The following is a 14781-nucleotide window of genomic DNA, read 5'->3' on the forward strand; positions in this document are numbered from 1 at the left end:
TTCCTTTCTTTTCAACGGCTTGATCTGATCACCCGATTATTTTCGCCTATTTCGACCCTGCCCGGTACTGCACGGCAGTACCATAATGCCCGTGCAGCACCGCTCCTCGACACAGTGTTTTGGCCACGCCCAACTAGCTCTGAATCAAGGCGACGTCGACCAGACCTTTCGGTTTGTGGTGGCCGCCGCCAATCATGCCGATCGCCTCACGCGGCATATTTGAGAACGCGGCAAGCCTCTCGATCCATTGATCCATGAGCTGACGGCGATGGACGAGCACCAAAGTATTCCGCCCGCGTTCGGCCAGCATCCGGATGGCTAAGATCGTCTTTCCGAACGCCGTCGTTGCCGCGAGCACGCCGGTATCATGCAGCAACAGGATGCGGGATTCACGGCCAGAGCCGCATTCCCTTGGGAAAAAATGGCAAAAGGCATTTGAAAGCCCAAAATGCCGTCTAATCTCTGCATGATGAGTCGGGGGTTAGCTGTGGGCGTTTATTTGTTATCCCTCACCGCCTGCCTGGTCGCGGCGCTCCTCTTTTTGGCGTTCTGCCGATAAGGCCGACAGCGGACACATTTGTTGCCGACAATCCTCAACCGAACGCGGAAATTGCGGTTCCTTGAGGATGGTTTTTGACTGTGCAGGAATGAGCGCATTCACTCCCGCGAGGAGGTGGATGTTTTGCTCGCCTGGATGTTCGCTTTTGTCGTTGCCTTAAGCGTGGCGGTCCTCATTGCTCACGTGATCGACGCGATGCGTACCTGATTGCGCGGTTGCTGAGAGTGCGGGTGTTCGAGTGCGCTTCATGGCCGCTATCGTTCGTGAGCCGGCTAATGGGTCGTCCGCGATTTTGGCGCGGTCAGGTTCGGAGCACCGCCCTTAGCCTTCGGCACGCATTGGGCGGCCTTGCACGCCTCGGTCGCTTGTGCACTCGGCCCGAGATGGTCGGCCAGTACTGACAACAAGCCAGCGACGAAGGCCGCGACCAAGACGCATACCGTGAGGCTAATTGCTCCGCGCAACAGCAGCTGTCTCAATTCGATGACCACCCCGTGTCCCCCGAAAACAAGTCTTGCCCGCCTGGCTGGTATCTCTGAAAATCCTTAAGTCGGTCTTGAGGCCCCCGGAGCTAAGGGTTCTTTAATGCGGACTCGACGCCGATGTCGGGCGCCTAGCTTTCCCGTTTCTGTTGACTTCGCGTTTTACGCTGTCGCGTCGGCGCCACACTTCTTTTGTTCCACGCGGGAACATGCATTCAGGAGTCAACCTCAGAACAAAATTGTGGAATCGTCATCATAACCGGGGCTGGAAGTAGCGATTTATCGACAGTCAATTTTCCCGGATGGCCGCAGGAAGGGGTGGGCCTGCGGCCTTTTCAACTGCATTCATGAAAGCGGGGAATGGTGACGACAGTCATAAAGAATTTGCTTTCGCGGAAGCAAGCGCTTGTTGACCAGCTTAGAAAGACTAGCGCCGCTGACGAGCGAGACAAAATCGAAGGTCAGCTTGAGCAGATCAATACTGCACTTCACTTTCTCAACAAGCCCGAACCGAAGAGCGGAGAATGACTGCGCGGATTTGGGACGACGGCTCTTACGCAGTCATGAACGTCCGTCGCTCGGGCCGTCAATTGGCCTCCATCTTGTCGATCTCTGCCTGATTGAGCGATCCGCAAGGCCTCGCCCAAGTAGGAGGTGATGCTCCTTTCCCTTCCTGGCACAAATTGCATAGTGACCATTTTTAAGAAAGCAACGGCACTATCCATTGTTGTTTGACTTTAATTCTGAGGCGATTTCCATGGTCAAAACAAATTGCTTAGTCGTACGAGCTTATGGCAGGCAGCTGGATCTACTGCGCGCAGAGGCTTCCCGTATTGCACGGGGAAGCAAGCTTGATTGGTGGATCGAGCGAGCCGATATCGGAACGCGCTTTTACTTCGAGGATGCTGAGGCGAAACGGGCCTTTGCTTCAATCTGCGAAAGCTTCGCCGTTTCGTGCAGCGATTCCTAAACCACCGCCATCACAACCGATCGCATCCGCCGCCGGCACTGATGAAAAGCCGGCGCGGCATCCTGCTGTGGCGATTGCCGCCCCTCGTCCTTGGTGAGCCTCGCAAAGGAGATGGCTTTCCGAAATCCCTCTTGGACAGGCTTTGTCCGATATCGTCCTCAGGCTTCGGCTATATGTCGATCTTGAGGAATAACGGTCATACCGCAAGTTGTCTGATCGCCCGGTCACCGCCTATGGCGACCACCCCATGACCAGGCGCGAGCAACCCGGTCCCACGGGCGCCATCACGTTCATTCTGATGTAATCGCGAACGCGATCTCCGGATGACGAAACGCCTCCGTGCTTCGTTCGCCAATCCGCGTTAACCCTGACTCTGATCTTGTCCCGTATCCATCCCGGCGAGTTCATTTCTGCCGCTAAGCCGCCTCATTGGATCTCTGCAATCGTCTCCAATTTTTCGCGAGCTCATTTCCGGCGGGCTTTGAGCGAGGCTTCCTCCTCGGACAGCGTGAAATCAGATGAGAGTGGCTCTCATCCTTTTTGGCCTGGGTACACTCGCGGTGATGGAGCTCAAGACACCACCGCGCACGACAAAGCCTGTGAACGATCCGCCTGCTCGGGCGGCCGTTGGCCCATACGATACGCTGACGACGGCGGACCGTCTCGAAATCCCGCACATGCTTGAAGCGCCACCGCAGCCGATCCCGTCGGGCGAAGTGATGCCCCCACCGGATCCAACCTCAATCGTTGCACGAGAGCCCGCGAAGATCGTCGGGCAACGGAGCGCACACGGAGGAAAATCCGTGGTCGTGCTGCCCAGAGCTCGGCCTGAGCAGCGAACTTCCAAGGCAACTGTGAAACTCGACCGCGCCGAACCGGTCGCGGAGCTCAAATCCTGCCCACCAGGTGTCTTCGACGGCCTGCTACGGGCATTGAACCTACCAACGCGATGTCAGACCTAGCGCAAGGATTCCCGTGCAATGAGGTGGCCGACGGCAACGCTGGGTGCCTCGGGCATGGGTCAGAGCAAACACGCCGCCTCGACGAAATCCGTCCCCCTCGCCCGGACGAGCGCGCGTACGTTGTCGCCGCGCGGGACTGGCTGTCGGCGGAATCCATCACGATTGCTCTTGGAGTGGCCATCGGCCTCGCTTTCGTCGCAAGTTTCATCCTGTTTCGCGACGCGCATTTGAACGGGAGATTGGTCGACAAGACGGCCGCAAAGGCATTGGTCGAGCGCATTATCGTCGCCGAGTCCAATGGTGACTCGAATGCCAGCAACAAGCGGTCGAGTGCCACCGGTGCTGCCCAGTTTCTCGATGATACGTGGCTCGAAGCAGTTCGAAAGCACCGACGCGATCTGATCCAGGGGCGCAGCGACAAGGAGGTGTTGGACCTGCGGCGAGATCCCAAGCTTGCGCGAGACATCGCCACGCGACTGGTCGAGGAATATGCCGCGATCCTCAACAAGCGCGGTCTGCCGATCACGGCCGGTTCTCTCTACCTCGCTCATTTCGCGGGACCGGCGGGCGCCGTCGCGCTATTGTCCGGCGCGGAAAGTGCCGATGCGGCTTCCCTTATGGCAGCCGCTGACGCGACAGGTCGGACCACACGCGACAAGCTGGTCAACGCCAATCCCTTCCTCAAGGCACTGACGGTCGCCGACATCAAGGGGTGGGCGGATCGCAAGATGGCGGCAGGCAGTTCGCCAGGACGCTTGTGAGAGCTAAAGAGGTCCCACAACAGCGGAGAGCAAAAACTCCTCCGCCGCGACTTGAGCCGTACCGAGCCCCAATAATAGTAAACCAACCCTTAACCTATCGTTGGCATCTTCCGCTGGTCTGGGTGGCGACCGTCCGATCAAACGGGAGCAAACACCCATGCCCGTCGATATGCTGACTTACGCCGAGCTGGGCGAAAGGCTGAAAATTTCCTCGGAAGCAGCAAGAGCGCTCGTCAAGCGACATCGATTGCCGCGCTCCCGTTCGAACGATGGTAAGACCTTGGTACAGGTCGACCTCAGCGAGATCAATCATTCTCCCATCACGCGCGTACCCCAGCCCCCGGCCGGTGACCAGGTGGTCGGCGCCCTAAAGGAACACATCGCGACTTTGCAGGCGGATCTCATGGAGATGAAGGTAATCGCCGGCGGTCACCGGGCGGACTTCGAAAAAGAGTGCGATCGCACGAGCAAGCTTCTGGCGGAGTTGCTGAAAGCAAACAGTGAAGCTACTGCAGCCCGAGAGAAAGCCGCCCTCCTGGAGGGAACACTGTCGCCTGTAGGGCCGGCCTGGTGGCGGCGACTGACAAAGACTTTGACGCAGATCCCGCTGGGTGCTGTTCGGCGAAATCGGTCGTTACCGAGTCACGCAGTTGTCGCCCGCGGAGAGAAAAAGCAAGACGTCGCTAGCGCGGTTTGAGGGCCCATAGCCCAGCAACACCAGAACGGACAAATCCATCCGGCGGCCGGTTCCATGCGCGAATGGGAGCGATCGGACCAAAGCCTTATCGACGGCCAACGCCGCGGGCCCAGCGCTTCTAGTCTGTCTTGGCCTCATGCGCACGGATCAGCGCGAGATTTTTCAGAATGCGCTCGGCCAATGACTCCTGTTCACCGTCGCTCTCGCGATGCGAACGTTCGCTTGCCTCATGGTTTGCGAGGTCCTTGCGGTCGTTATCTACCGCCCAACGCAGCCGTCCGATGGATTTCATCGAATTTGCCCGCCACAATTTGCCCATATCGGCGGCCCGGCACACTGCCCCCGCCGAAACGTGTGCCGGGCCTAGCCAGTCTCCGCTGGTCGAATCCTGACCGGCCAGTGTCTATATTGGGGCAACAATGTGATTTTGGGAATTGCTTGGCTGCAACACTCGATAGATTTCAGCAGGCCGCCACCAGCAAGTTCGGCACGGCCACGACGCCCGCAATGTGGGGCGCTCCATTGCGAGGAGCGTTTAGTCTTATTCTAGGCTGATTCCGACGCAACGCTTAAGTCGTGCGACGCTCGGGACAAACCGGCATGATCAGGATTATTGCCGTTTGCATCATATGCGTGGTTGGCGTGGTTTCCCCGCTCGGCCCCAGCCGTGCGCCCGCACCCGCTACCAAAGTTGGCATGGCGTCGGATTTTCCGGTGGTCAGCGGTAATAAAAGCGATCGGCTTCCGGTCCACACCGAAGCAATCGGTCAGAATGTCACTGTCGAGGCGGATGAGCCGGCGGTACCGACACCCCAAATCGCTGCTGCTCCGCCGCTGGCCGCCGAACCCAAGGTGGATCGAAAGCTGCCTGAGTTTATTCCTCGTCACTGGCACGATCCGACGGCTTCTAGAAACAAGATCCAAAACCGCGGTACCGCTGAGGCCAAGAGGCCACAGACACGTCCGATCGAAAAGCCAAAGCAGGTGACCGAAGTGAAAAACTGCAGTTCAGATGGGCTCGCCCCCCTTCTGCGGCAGCTCAATCTGCAGCCGCCCTGCGACTGACGGGTTTCAACGCAGAGCACATCGCAAATCCAACGTGCCGCTCATTTTTTGTGAGTGCGATGCACAGCATCGAACCGACTATACCTTGTCGGTTGCAACCAAAAACTCCAACGAAAGGCAACTCCGGAATGTGTTTCTTGCTGCGGTGCGCCTAAGCATCGCGCTACATCATCGTTCGCGACTTGACCGTCACTCTAGACCGCAGATTTTGGTGGTACATGCGAAAACCCACGTCGTTTCAGCGCCGTTGGCCGCTTGGCGCGCTGCTCGTTGCTTTTGCCTTGGTCGTCACGCTGTCGGTTTCGACCGCGCACGCCATCGAGGGTGCCCACAAGGTCGGCGTGGTGTCCTTTGGCCTTTTCGGCGATCAAGACGTGTTTCGAAGCGAGGCGACCGGTGCAGCCCAGGTCGTCGCCGATCGTTTCGAAGTTGGCCCGATCGAGGTGCAGTACAATTCGAAGAAAGGTGGCAGCGCTACTGTCGAAACGCTGGCCAGGTCGTTGCAGGTCGCGGCCGGCCGCCTGGACGCCCAGAAAGACGTGTTGTTCTTGATTCTCACTTCGCATGGCTCGCCCGACGGCCTTGCAATCAAGGCTGGGCGGCTTGGGCAAACGCTTACGCCATCCCGTCTCGCCGAGATGCTTGGAAAGACCGGCGTGCGCCACAAGGTGGTAATTATCTCAGCCTGCTACTCTGGAGTCTTCATCCCTCGTCTCGCGAATCCCGATGTCTTGGTCATTACAGCGGCCGACGCCGATCATCCGTCGTTCGGCTGTGAGGACAAGGCGAAGTGGACTTATTTCGGTGACGCCTTCTTCAACGTCGCGCTCCGTCGAGCCGAAAGTCTGAAAGATGCATTTGCCAGTGCGCGCGCGCTCGTCAGGAGGCGAGAGCTGCGTGAGCATTTCGAGCCGTCGAATCCCCTGATGGCAGGTGGCGAAAACGTGCAGCCATTGCTGGTTGCGCGTCCTTGAAACGATCGGCCACGCTCGTGATAGCCACGCCAGCTGCCTCCGGTCCCATCGACTAGCTTGCCGTGGACCGTCGCATCATGCCTCTGTTGTTGACGTAAAGCGCTTTGAAAGCGGCATGATCGACCTCGTAGCGGTTGCGGTTGGCCTCATTCGGTGCGATTTGCGACACAATCGGGTTAATGCGATCGATATCCTCCGGCACGAAGATCCCGCTGCCTATTCCTGCGAGAAAGGCAGATCCGAGCGCCGCACCCACCGTGTGCCGGCGCACGTTCTGACGTATGCCTGCAATGTCGCTGACGCATTGTGTCCACAGAGGATTCTGTACGCCGCCTCCGGTCGCATAAATACTTCGAGCCGGCTGCATTTCGGCAAAGCTGTCGAGATTATGCCGGGTTGCGTGGCCAATTCCCTCGATCAGCGCACGATAGACATCGCCGCGGTGGTGCGCGAGCGTCAGGCCGAAGATCAGTCCCTTGGCTTGCGGATCGTTGATTGGTGTTCGCTCACCACTGAAATACGGAAGCATCAAAATGCCGTTGGCGCCCGGCGGGCTTTTGAGCGCCTCTTCCATCAGCGTCTGGAAGGATGCATCCTCGTCGGAGAGTCCAGTCATTTCCTTGCGAAACCACTGGGTTAGACCGCCACCAGTCGCAAGACCGCCCATGACACTCCAGGTGTTCTCGAACAGAAACGGCGCAGCCCAGAAACGGGGGTCGACGACGAGTTCGGCATTGACCTGGATGAAGAAGGCCGTAGTGCCGTACATGATCATCAAGTCACCCGGCTTTTGCACGCCGACGCTGATCGCTTCGCTTGCCGCATCGATGGTGCCAGCGATCACAGCCGTGCCAGCGGCGAGCCCAGTTTCCGCTGCGGCTTCAGTGCTCACATGGCCGACAATCTCCGTTGTCCAGGCGATTTGAGGTAGCCAGTCGACCGGGCAAATCCGTTCGATCGTCTCGTCATGCCAACCTTTGGCGGCAAGGTCATAGAACGGCGTGTAGCAGGACGCGCCGTAGTGATCGACGACCCACCGTCCTGTCAATCGGTGAACGATAAAGGTAGGACAGCCGACGATCCGCCCAGTTTTGCGGAAAGTGTCAGGCTCATGCTTTGCAAGCCATCGGACCTTCGGACCGACAGACTGTGTCGTCAGCGGATTGCCGGTTCGGGCCAGCACGGCCGGTGCGCCGAGTTCAGCATTGAGCTCTTCGATTTCGGCTTCGGCGCGTGTATCTACGCCATACAGGATCGCTGGGCGTAGGGGCTTACCGGCTTCAGTCACAGGCAGCGCACAGGGGCCAATCCCGCTGCACCCGACCGCGGCAACCGCAGCCGGATTGATCCCACTGTCCAGGATCAGGCGCTGGCTCAGCGCGCGAAAGCCATCCCACCAATCCTGCAGGGCGTCATGTTCAGCGAGTCCTGGCCCCGGCACTCGCATGTCGTGCTTGCGCTGCGCTGTTGCCCGAATAGTACCGGACTCATCAAGCAGGACGCCTTTGCTGGAATAACTGCCAATATCGATGCCTAGGAGGTGCCGCATGAATATCTCCTCCGTTTGAAGGAGAAGCCTGCTTTCATATCGCGCAGAGCCAGTGCAAGCAGTGCCGCTATCTGTTCAAGATCGGCAAGGTCGCAGGTTTCGATCGGCGCATGCGTGTAGCGTGTCGGATAGCCAATATCGATGGAGGGAATTCCTTCGCCCACGAGCTGAACGTAGGAGGAATCCGTGAGGCAGCCGGTATGAGCGCTGCGCTGGATGGGCATGCCGACGCGGCTAGCTGTCTCCACAAGATGATTGAGGAGCGCAGGATGGGCAAGCGTACCATTGAGCGTGCCGCGCCCGTGGAAGCTGTAGAGGCCAAGCGCCGGACCGCCGCCAAGCTGCAGTTCGCCGCGCTCCGCGAGATCAGGCGTATCGGAGGCGACCATGATGTCGATCGAAATGGCCGCATCTGGCCTGAGACGCCCGGCCGCAAGCATGGCGCCGCGCAGGTTGAACTCCTCTTGCACCGAAAAAACCGCATGCAGCGTAGCTGGAACCGGTTCATCCAAAAGCCTTTGCACAAGGTCCATCAGCGCGGCACAACCGGCACGGTCGTCGATTGCCGTTCCGGACACGCGTGTGCCGGCCAATCGTTCGAAAGCGGGCCAGTAGGTGACTGGCGCACCGATGTCGACGCCGAGGGCGCGCACCTCTTCTGCCGATCTGGCGCCGAGATCGAGGAAGAGCTTGTCATAGCCGAGCACCTGGCCCTTTTCGTCTTGCGGCGTGGCATGGTGCGCCTTGATGCCGACGACGCAGGGGATCTGCCTGCCATGCTTGCTCATGATCACCAATCGCAAGCCCGGCAGCACCCGTTCGGGCACGCCCCCGAGCCGTTCCACCCGAACGAAACCGTTCGCTTCAATCCGTCGTACCAAGAGGCCAAGCTGATCGGTGTGGGCGAAGACCATCACCGATGGAGCTGCGGAGTCTGTCCCCTTCACCGTGAGGGTCAAATTCCCGAACGCATCGCCGTGGCTCTCGACGCGGGGGTCGATAAAGGCGGCCCGGATGTAGTCGCTTACCGGATCTTCGTAGCCGGAAAGACCAGGTATCAGGCAGAGCTCTTTGGTCCATGCCTCGATGCGAGTGAGGCTGCGTTGGTCAATCGTCACTTTGGTCCAATCTGGTCCGGTACCGGACCTTTGCTGTTCATCAGATCTGGATCGAGCCGGCGCCGTGGGCTGCCGGACCCGGCGACATTTCTTATGCGACCGCGGGCAAGGCAGAGCGGATCGCTTTGACCTTGTCCATGAAGGCCTGAACACGCGCTGGATCGACCGGATTTTCGAAGATGCCGTCGACTTTGAATGTCGATCCCACGACTGCCCCGTCCGAAACGGCGAGCTGGCGTTCGATATTGTCGATCCGGCAACCCGTGTTGCAAAGCACGGCTGTGCCCGGCACGGCCGCTTTGACCGTGGAAAGGACCTGGGTGTCTGTTTCGGCGCCAGCGGTGAGGCCGGACACGCAGATGGCGTCGGGCCGGTTGTTGAAGGCGGTCGAGCGGGCGATATCCGCAATCGAGCGATTGCCCAGATAGGCAGCGGCTTCGGGCACGATGTTGAACAGAAGCCTGAGCTTCGGGGCCAGCCTTGCCTTGTGGCGCGCTATTTCACCGACATTGGTATTCCACAGCCCGAAATCGCTGGCGTAGACCCCGCTCATGATCTCACGGATGAAGCTTGCTCCGGTGGCGGCCGCAAGATCGATCGAGGCAATGGGATCCCACAAGACGTTGACGCCAAACGGTACCTTGATGAAGCGCATGAGCTCACCGATGACGCGTGCCATCGCCACGGTGGTTTCGGGACGCACCTTGGTCAGATAAGGCAGGCTGAACTCGTTGGAAAACATTACAGCGTCGGCACCGCCGTTCTGAAGGTGGTCGAGATCGGCAAGGGCCATTTCGACCACTCTGCTCATGCCGCCGGCCGCATCGTATCCGGGATCGCCGGGCAATGCCTGCAAGTGGCACATGGCGATGATCGGTTTGTCGACATGAAAGGTTTCCTTGAGCCACTGCATGAGCGTGTCCTCTCGATTTTTATGCCGCTTAAGACGCGTCGTTTCCGGAGAGCAGGGCAAAGAGGCCCTAAGTTATAATCTTCCGTAGGTGGACGTCAGCCAAGACCACCTTACGTCCCGTCCATCATGGCGCTTATTGACAGTGGCATCAGCAGGACCTAGCGTACCCTGGTATACTAGGTATACCAATGTCCCCTCAGCTCAAACGATCGCGTCTCTTTGAGCAGGTCGTCGATATCCTCGAGCAGAGGATACGCGATCGGGAATTGGTGGCCGGCGCCGAGCTGCCATCAGAACGTCAGCTCATGGCGGAGTTTGGCGTTGGCCGGACAGCCATCCGCGAGGCACTGTTTCATCTGCAGCGCACGGGGCTCGTTGATCTTCGGGCGGGGTCGCGGGCACGGGTCACAGCGCCGAGTGCTGAAGTCGTTATGACGTCGCTGTCGAGCAGTGCAAAATATCTGCTCTCCGATGACAACGGCATCCGTCATTTCCAGGATGCGCGCGCCCTCTTTGAGACCGGCCTGGCACGTGATGCTGCACGCAACGCCACAGCAAAAGATATCCGCTACCTGAGCGATGCGCTTGACGCGAACTACAAGTCCATTGGCGACGTCCAACGCTTTGAGGACTCGGATATCACATTTCACTACGCGATCGCTACGATCCCCAAGAATCCCATCTATGTGGTCATGCACCGAGCCATCATCGATTGGCTCGTCGACCAGAGACGTGTGACGCTCAGCTATCCCAGCCAGAACCGGGTCGCCTTCGACGCGCATGTCGCGATCTTCGAAGCGATCAAGGCACACGATCCGGAACTTGCCGACGCCCGCATGCGCTCGCACCTCGATCAGGTTGGCAAGCTCTACTGGAAGGTCCGGAGGGCGGGCAAATGAATGGTTTGTCGACAGGACTAGCGCCGACCTGATCATGAACAAGAACGTCGACTGGGTTTGATCTCCACTTCAAGGGATCGAACAACAGACCAAACGGGAGGATGAACAATGGCTCGTGCCGGACTCAAGCAAATGACCCGCACGCCAGAGGCCAAGCTTGGTCATTTCATCGTCGAGTTTGCCACTCCGGGAATCGGCCATATCCTCAAACAAGCGGGCTGCGATTTCGCGCTTTTCGACCTGGAGCATTCGGGCTTCGGCTTCGAAACCGTCAAGAGTTCTGCGCGCTACTTTGAAGCCGCAGGGTTGCCGGCCATCGTCCGCGTGCCATCAAAGGAATATCACCATATCGCGCGCGCCTGCGACGCGGGCGCGGAAGGAATCATGATCCCGATGGTCAGTACTGCCGCAGAAGCGGAGGCCGTCGTCAATTGCATGAAATACTATCCGGATGGGCGACGTGGCGTTGCCTTGAGTATTGCGCATGATGCCTATGGGCAAGGCCCGGTGCCCGAGAAGCTTGCGGCTGCCAACGAGCGGACAACGCTGTTCTGCCAGATCGAGACCGCTGAAGGCGCCGAAAATGCCGACGGGATTGCTGCTGTCGATGGCGTCGACTGCCTGTGGATCGGCCATTTCGACTTGTCAGTATCGCTTGGCATCCCCGGCCAGTTCGACCATCCGAAATTTCTGAAGGCGGTCGAGCAGACGATTGCGGCCGCCAAGAAGCACAAGAAGGCACTGGGCCGCCTGGTACCGACGACCGAGGTCGGCATAGCGCTCTACAAGCAGGGCTTCGATTTTTGCTGCTATTCTGGCGACGTTTGGGTGCTCCGGGATGCGCTGACGGCCGCAATCACCACCTTGCGGAAGGGATGCATGCCATGAACGCGCCATTCCGTGTTGCCCTTTCAGGCGATTTCAGGAAGGCCGACGGCTCCGCCGTCTACCCCGATTTCGATCTGAAGCCTCTGCTGGAGGCCCGCGGTGTGGAAATGACGTATTTGGATGACGCCAACCCTCTGCGCAGCAGCGATCTTGAAGACTTCGACGCACTCATCCTGCTGGCTCACCGCTTTGCGCCCGGGAGCGCCCCCAAAAACGGCAGGCTCAGCATCATAGCCCGCTTCGGCGTCGGCTATGACACCGTGGATGTGCCAACCTGTACCGCCGCGGACATTGCGTTGGCGATCACGCCGGACGGCGTACGCCGCCCTGTCGCTGTGTCGATCATGACCTTCATTCTGGCACTCACCGGAAAGCTGATGGTCAAGGACAGGCTTGCCCGACAAGGGCCACCGGGTTTTGCCGCGCGTGGCGGACATATGGGCTTTGGCCTGGTCGGCAAGGTGCTGGGTTCGATCGGCATCGGCAATATTGGGGCCGAGTTGTTCCGGCTCGCCAAGCCGTTCGACATGAGGTTCATCGCGCACGACCCACTTGCGGATACCAAGCTGGCCGCCGCGCTGGGAGTCGAGCTCGTCGGTCTCGACGATTTGTTCGCCCGTGCCGACATCGTTACGGTGAACTGTCCACTGACGGCCGAGACGCGCCACCTCGTGAACGCCGACCGTCTCGCCCTGATGAAGAATACCGCCTTCTTCATCAATACCGCACGCGGACCAATCGTCGATCAAAAAGCGCTCACAGACGTCCTCAATAGCAGGCGGATTGCCGGTGCGGCCCTCGATGTATTCGAGCAGGAACCGACCGATCCGTCCGATCCACTGTTCGCGCTCGACAACATCATCGTGACACCTCATGCACTTTGCTGGACCGATCAGTGTTTCGCCGGAAATGGTGCAGCCGATATCAGGGCTGTGCTCGACATTCAGCAAGGGCGAATCCCGCGCGGTATCGTCAATCGCGCGGTACTCGAGAAACCGAATTTCCAGCGCAAACTAGAGGAGTACCGCCGCCAATTTGAGAATTGAGAATTCCTCGCCGCAAACGAGCGAGGGACATTTGAAATGTCAATCAAGGAACGGGAGGACACGATGATCAATAGACGTGATTTCGGAAAGATCAGTCTGGGCGCCGGCCTCGTCGCGACAATGGGACGACCGGCATGGGCCGCCTCGGCTGCCGACACCGCCGTCAAGGCCGCCCAGCAATACAAGGGACGTACGATCACGATCGTCTGGGAGGCAGGACTTCAGTCGCTCGATCCCACTCACTTCTCAGGTCCGAAGTGGAAAGAGCTGACCGGAATCGATGTGAAGGTGATCGAGGTCGCAACTGCCGAGATGTTCACCAAGATCATGCAGGACTACAAGTCGGGAGCCGGCGCCTATGACGCGCTCAACGTCATACCTGCCTGGATGCCCGATCTTGCCCAAGCCGGGGCGCTTGAGGTGCTTGACCCCTATGTCGAGAAATACGGTTACGCCTCCGAGCTGCAGACGATTGCGCCGACCTACCGCGACAACCAGATGAAAGTGAGCGGCAAGATCTACGGCTTCCCCGACGATGGCGACGTGTTCCTGATGTACTATCGGCGCGACCTCTTCGAGGATCCAGCCGTACAGAAGGCTTTCAAGGAGAAGACAGGCAAGGACCTCGCGGTGCCGAAGACATGGGCGGATTTCGATGTCGTCGGAGCTGGTCTTACGGACATCCTAAAGGACAAAGGTATCTACGGCGCCTCCTTCTTCCGACAGCCTCCTTACGCCATGTACATGTTCGAGGAACGCTTCCGCAATGAGGGCGGCAAGTTCTTCGATGCCGACACCATGAAGGCCACGATCAACTCTGATGTTGGCGTCAAAGTCTTCACTGCCATGCGCAACGAGAACAAATTCATGCCGCCCGGCGTGGAGCAGTTCGGCTTCGTTGAGAATCTCGCGACTTTCCTGCAAGGCCAGTCGGCCATGACGATTTCCTGGCCACCCTACGGGCGCTGGGCCGAGGGATATGGTACGGACCAAGAGGCACTCAACTGGGTCCCAAAAACCACCATAGCTGGCAAAGTAGGCTATGCCTTGCCACCGGGAGGACACCCCGAGCTCGCCGCCGGCTTTGCCTTGTCGATTTCGTCCACCTCGAAGAACAAGGATGCAGCCTATCTGTTCATCCAATGGCTCAACAGCGAAGATGTGAGCCGTCAGCGCGTTCAGCTTCCCTATACGCTACGCGATCCGTTCCGCGACTCGCACTATGCGGATCCTGGCTATCTCGCTCTGTGGCCAAACGCCAAGGACTATCTGGCAGCCTTGAAACAGGCATCGCAGACGGGCCTTCTCGATCTGTCGCTGCTACAAACCGATAAATATGAGGAGGTCATGCGCCAGGCGATCTCAAAGCTCTGGGCGGGCGACGATCCGAAGACGATCCTCAATGCAGCGGCAACCCAGTGGGACGAGATCACCCAGAAAATCGGCGTCGACAAGCAGAAGATGGTCTATGCGGCCTGGGCCGCCGAGTCCGGCGCCTATCCGAAAATGTAGGCATGCCGCTCTCCTCTCCTCTCCCGCCTTCCAGCGGGAGAGGCTCCGCCCGCTGTCGACGACGGCACGAGACCAAAGCGGAACGTATCCCGACTTCAGCCATGGCCGCCATCGCCCATCCCGACCGCAACTTCAGATACTGGCTGATTTCGCCGGCCATCTTTCTGCTGTTGTTGATCGGCCTGTTTCCACTGATCTTCTCGCTGGTGGTCAGCTTCATGCGCGTCACCATGCTGGAGACTGACACATCCTTTGCCGGACTGGTGAACTACGTTCAGCTCTTTCATGACGCGAGACTATGGCAGTCACTCCTCCACACCGTGCTTGTCATGGTCATAGCCCTTCCTATCGAACTGCTCCTCGGCCTCGCCATGGCCTATCTGTTC

The 14781-nt window shown here is 58.9% G+C and carries 14 protein-coding genes and 1 pseudogene; 10 read left to right on the forward strand and 5 right to left on the reverse strand.

Annotated features, from left to right (window positions below):
* Positions 1-133: 133 nt before the first annotated feature.
* On the reverse strand, positions 134-376 hold the full coding sequence (locus SO140_RS05910) for a DEAD/DEAH box helicase family protein (RefSeq protein WP_449382225.1): 243 nt from the start codon (positions 374-376) through the stop codon (positions 134-136).
* A gap of 1025 nt (positions 377-1401) precedes the next feature.
* Between SO140_RS05910 and SO140_RS05915 the strand changes: the two genes are divergently transcribed.
* The 3 genes from SO140_RS05915 (at position 1402) to SO140_RS05925 (ending at position 4431) form a co-directional block, all read left to right on the forward strand.
* Positions 1402-1569 carry a hypothetical protein gene (locus SO140_RS05915; protein WP_449382224.1) on the forward strand — a complete coding sequence of 56 codons (168 nt, stop codon included), beginning with the start codon at positions 1402-1404 and terminating at the stop codon, positions 1567-1569.
* A 1427-nt stretch (positions 1570-2996) separates the two neighbouring features.
* The gene (locus SO140_RS05920; protein WP_449382223.1) at positions 2997-3734 is read left to right on the forward strand and encodes a lysozyme family protein; all 738 of its coding nucleotides are present in this window, start codon (positions 2997-2999) and stop codon (positions 3732-3734) included.
* Between the two features lie 157 nt (positions 3735-3891).
* Positions 3892-4431, forward strand: coding sequence for a hypothetical protein (locus SO140_RS05925; protein WP_449382222.1), 540 nt, complete (start codon positions 3892-3894; stop codon positions 4429-4431).
* Between the two features lie 118 nt (positions 4432-4549).
* On the opposite strand, the gene SO140_RS05930 is transcribed toward SO140_RS05925, so the two are convergent.
* A complete protein-coding gene (locus SO140_RS05930) occupies positions 4550-4723 on the reverse strand; it encodes a hypothetical protein (RefSeq protein WP_449382221.1) in 174 nt (57 codons plus the stop codon).
* Positions 4724-5031: 308 nt separating this feature from the next.
* Here SO140_RS05930 and SO140_RS05935 point away from each other — a divergent pair, with 308 nt between their 5' ends.
* On the forward strand, positions 5032-5496 hold the full coding sequence (locus SO140_RS05935) for a hypothetical protein (protein WP_449382220.1): 465 nt from the start codon (positions 5032-5034) through the stop codon (positions 5494-5496).
* Between the two features lie 281 nt (positions 5497-5777).
* Positions 5778-6470 (forward strand): C13 family peptidase, encoded by a 693-nt coding sequence (locus tag SO140_RS05940; protein ID WP_449382219.1) that lies wholly within the window; start codon positions 5778-5780, stop codon positions 6468-6470.
* Positions 6471-6522: 52 nt separating this feature from the next.
* Here the strand turns inward: SO140_RS05940 and SO140_RS05945 are convergent, their stop codons facing one another.
* From SO140_RS05945 to SO140_RS05955, 3 genes are read right to left on the reverse strand one after another with little or no spacing between them, the layout of a single operon-like run.
* A complete protein-coding gene (locus SO140_RS05945) occupies positions 6523-8019 on the reverse strand; it encodes an FGGY-family carbohydrate kinase (protein WP_449382218.1) in 1497 nt (498 codons plus the stop codon).
* A complete protein-coding gene (locus SO140_RS05950; RefSeq protein ID WP_474799991.1) occupies positions 8004-9290 on the reverse strand; it encodes a M42 family metallopeptidase in 1287 nt (428 codons plus the stop codon). The genes SO140_RS05945 and SO140_RS05950 overlap by 16 nt, the downstream gene beginning before the upstream one ends.
* The gene (locus SO140_RS05955; protein WP_449382216.1) at positions 9229-10050 is read right to left on the reverse strand and encodes a BtpA/SgcQ family protein; all 822 of its coding nucleotides are present in this window, start codon (positions 10048-10050) and stop codon (positions 9229-9231) included. Before SO140_RS05955 ends, SO140_RS05950 begins: the two co-directional genes overlap by 62 nt.
* A 188-nt stretch (positions 10051-10238) precedes the next feature.
* Here SO140_RS05955 and nanR point away from each other — a divergent pair, with 188 nt between their 5' ends.
* From nanR to SO140_RS05980, 5 genes and pseudogenes are all read left to right on the forward strand, one after another.
* Positions 10239-10949 (forward strand): transcriptional regulator NanR, encoded by a 711-nt coding sequence (gene nanR / locus SO140_RS05960; RefSeq protein ID WP_449382215.1) that lies wholly within the window; start codon positions 10239-10241, stop codon positions 10947-10949.
* Positions 10950-11057: 108 nt separating this feature from the next.
* Entirely contained in the window at positions 11058-11837 is a 780-nt protein-coding gene (locus SO140_RS05965; protein WP_449382214.1) for an HpcH/HpaI aldolase family protein, read from the forward strand.
* Entirely contained in the window at positions 11834-12883 is a 1050-nt protein-coding gene (locus tag SO140_RS05970; RefSeq protein ID WP_449382213.1) for an NAD(P)-dependent oxidoreductase, read from the forward strand. The genes SO140_RS05965 and SO140_RS05970 overlap by 4 nt, the downstream gene beginning before the upstream one ends.
* Positions 12884-12946: 63 nt before the next feature.
* Positions 12947-14395 (forward strand): extracellular solute-binding protein, encoded by a 1449-nt coding sequence (locus tag SO140_RS05975; protein WP_449382212.1) that lies wholly within the window; start codon positions 12947-12949, stop codon positions 14393-14395.
* A gap of 101 nt (positions 14396-14496) precedes the next feature.
* Positions 14497-14781: pseudogene (locus tag SO140_RS05980) on the forward strand (sugar ABC transporter permease); the annotation flags it as partial.

Source organism: Bradyrhizobium sp. UFLA05-108 (assembly GCF_059803455.1).

Coding starts and splice junctions, on each gene's coding strand:
- SO140_RS05915 (WP_449382224.1), top strand. CDS start 1,402: ATGGTGACGACAGTCATAAAGAATTTGCTTTCGCGGAAGCAAGCGCTT.
- SO140_RS05925 (WP_449382222.1), top strand. CDS start 3,892: ATGCCCGTCGATATGCTGACTTACGCCGAGCTGGGCGAAAGGCTGAAA.
- SO140_RS05930 (WP_449382221.1), bottom strand. CDS start 4,723: ATGAAATCCATCGGACGGCTGCGTTGGGCGGTAGATAACGACCGCAAG.
- SO140_RS05935 (WP_449382220.1), top strand. CDS start 5,032: ATGATCAGGATTATTGCCGTTTGCATCATATGCGTGGTTGGCGTGGTT.
- SO140_RS05945 (WP_449382218.1), bottom strand. CDS start 8,019: ATGCGGCACCTCCTAGGCATCGATATTGGCAGTTATTCCAGCAAAGGC.
- SO140_RS05955 (WP_449382216.1), bottom strand. CDS start 10,050: ATGCAGTGGCTCAAGGAAACCTTTCATGTCGACAAACCGATCATCGCC.
- nanR (WP_449382215.1), top strand. CDS start 10,239: ATGTCCCCTCAGCTCAAACGATCGCGTCTCTTTGAGCAGGTCGTCGAT.
- SO140_RS05965 (WP_449382214.1), top strand. CDS start 11,058: ATGGCTCGTGCCGGACTCAAGCAAATGACCCGCACGCCAGAGGCCAAG.
- SO140_RS05970 (WP_449382213.1), top strand. CDS start 11,834: ATGAACGCGCCATTCCGTGTTGCCCTTTCAGGCGATTTCAGGAAGGCC.
- SO140_RS05975 (WP_449382212.1), top strand. CDS start 12,947: ATGATCAATAGACGTGATTTCGGAAAGATCAGTCTGGGCGCCGGCCTC.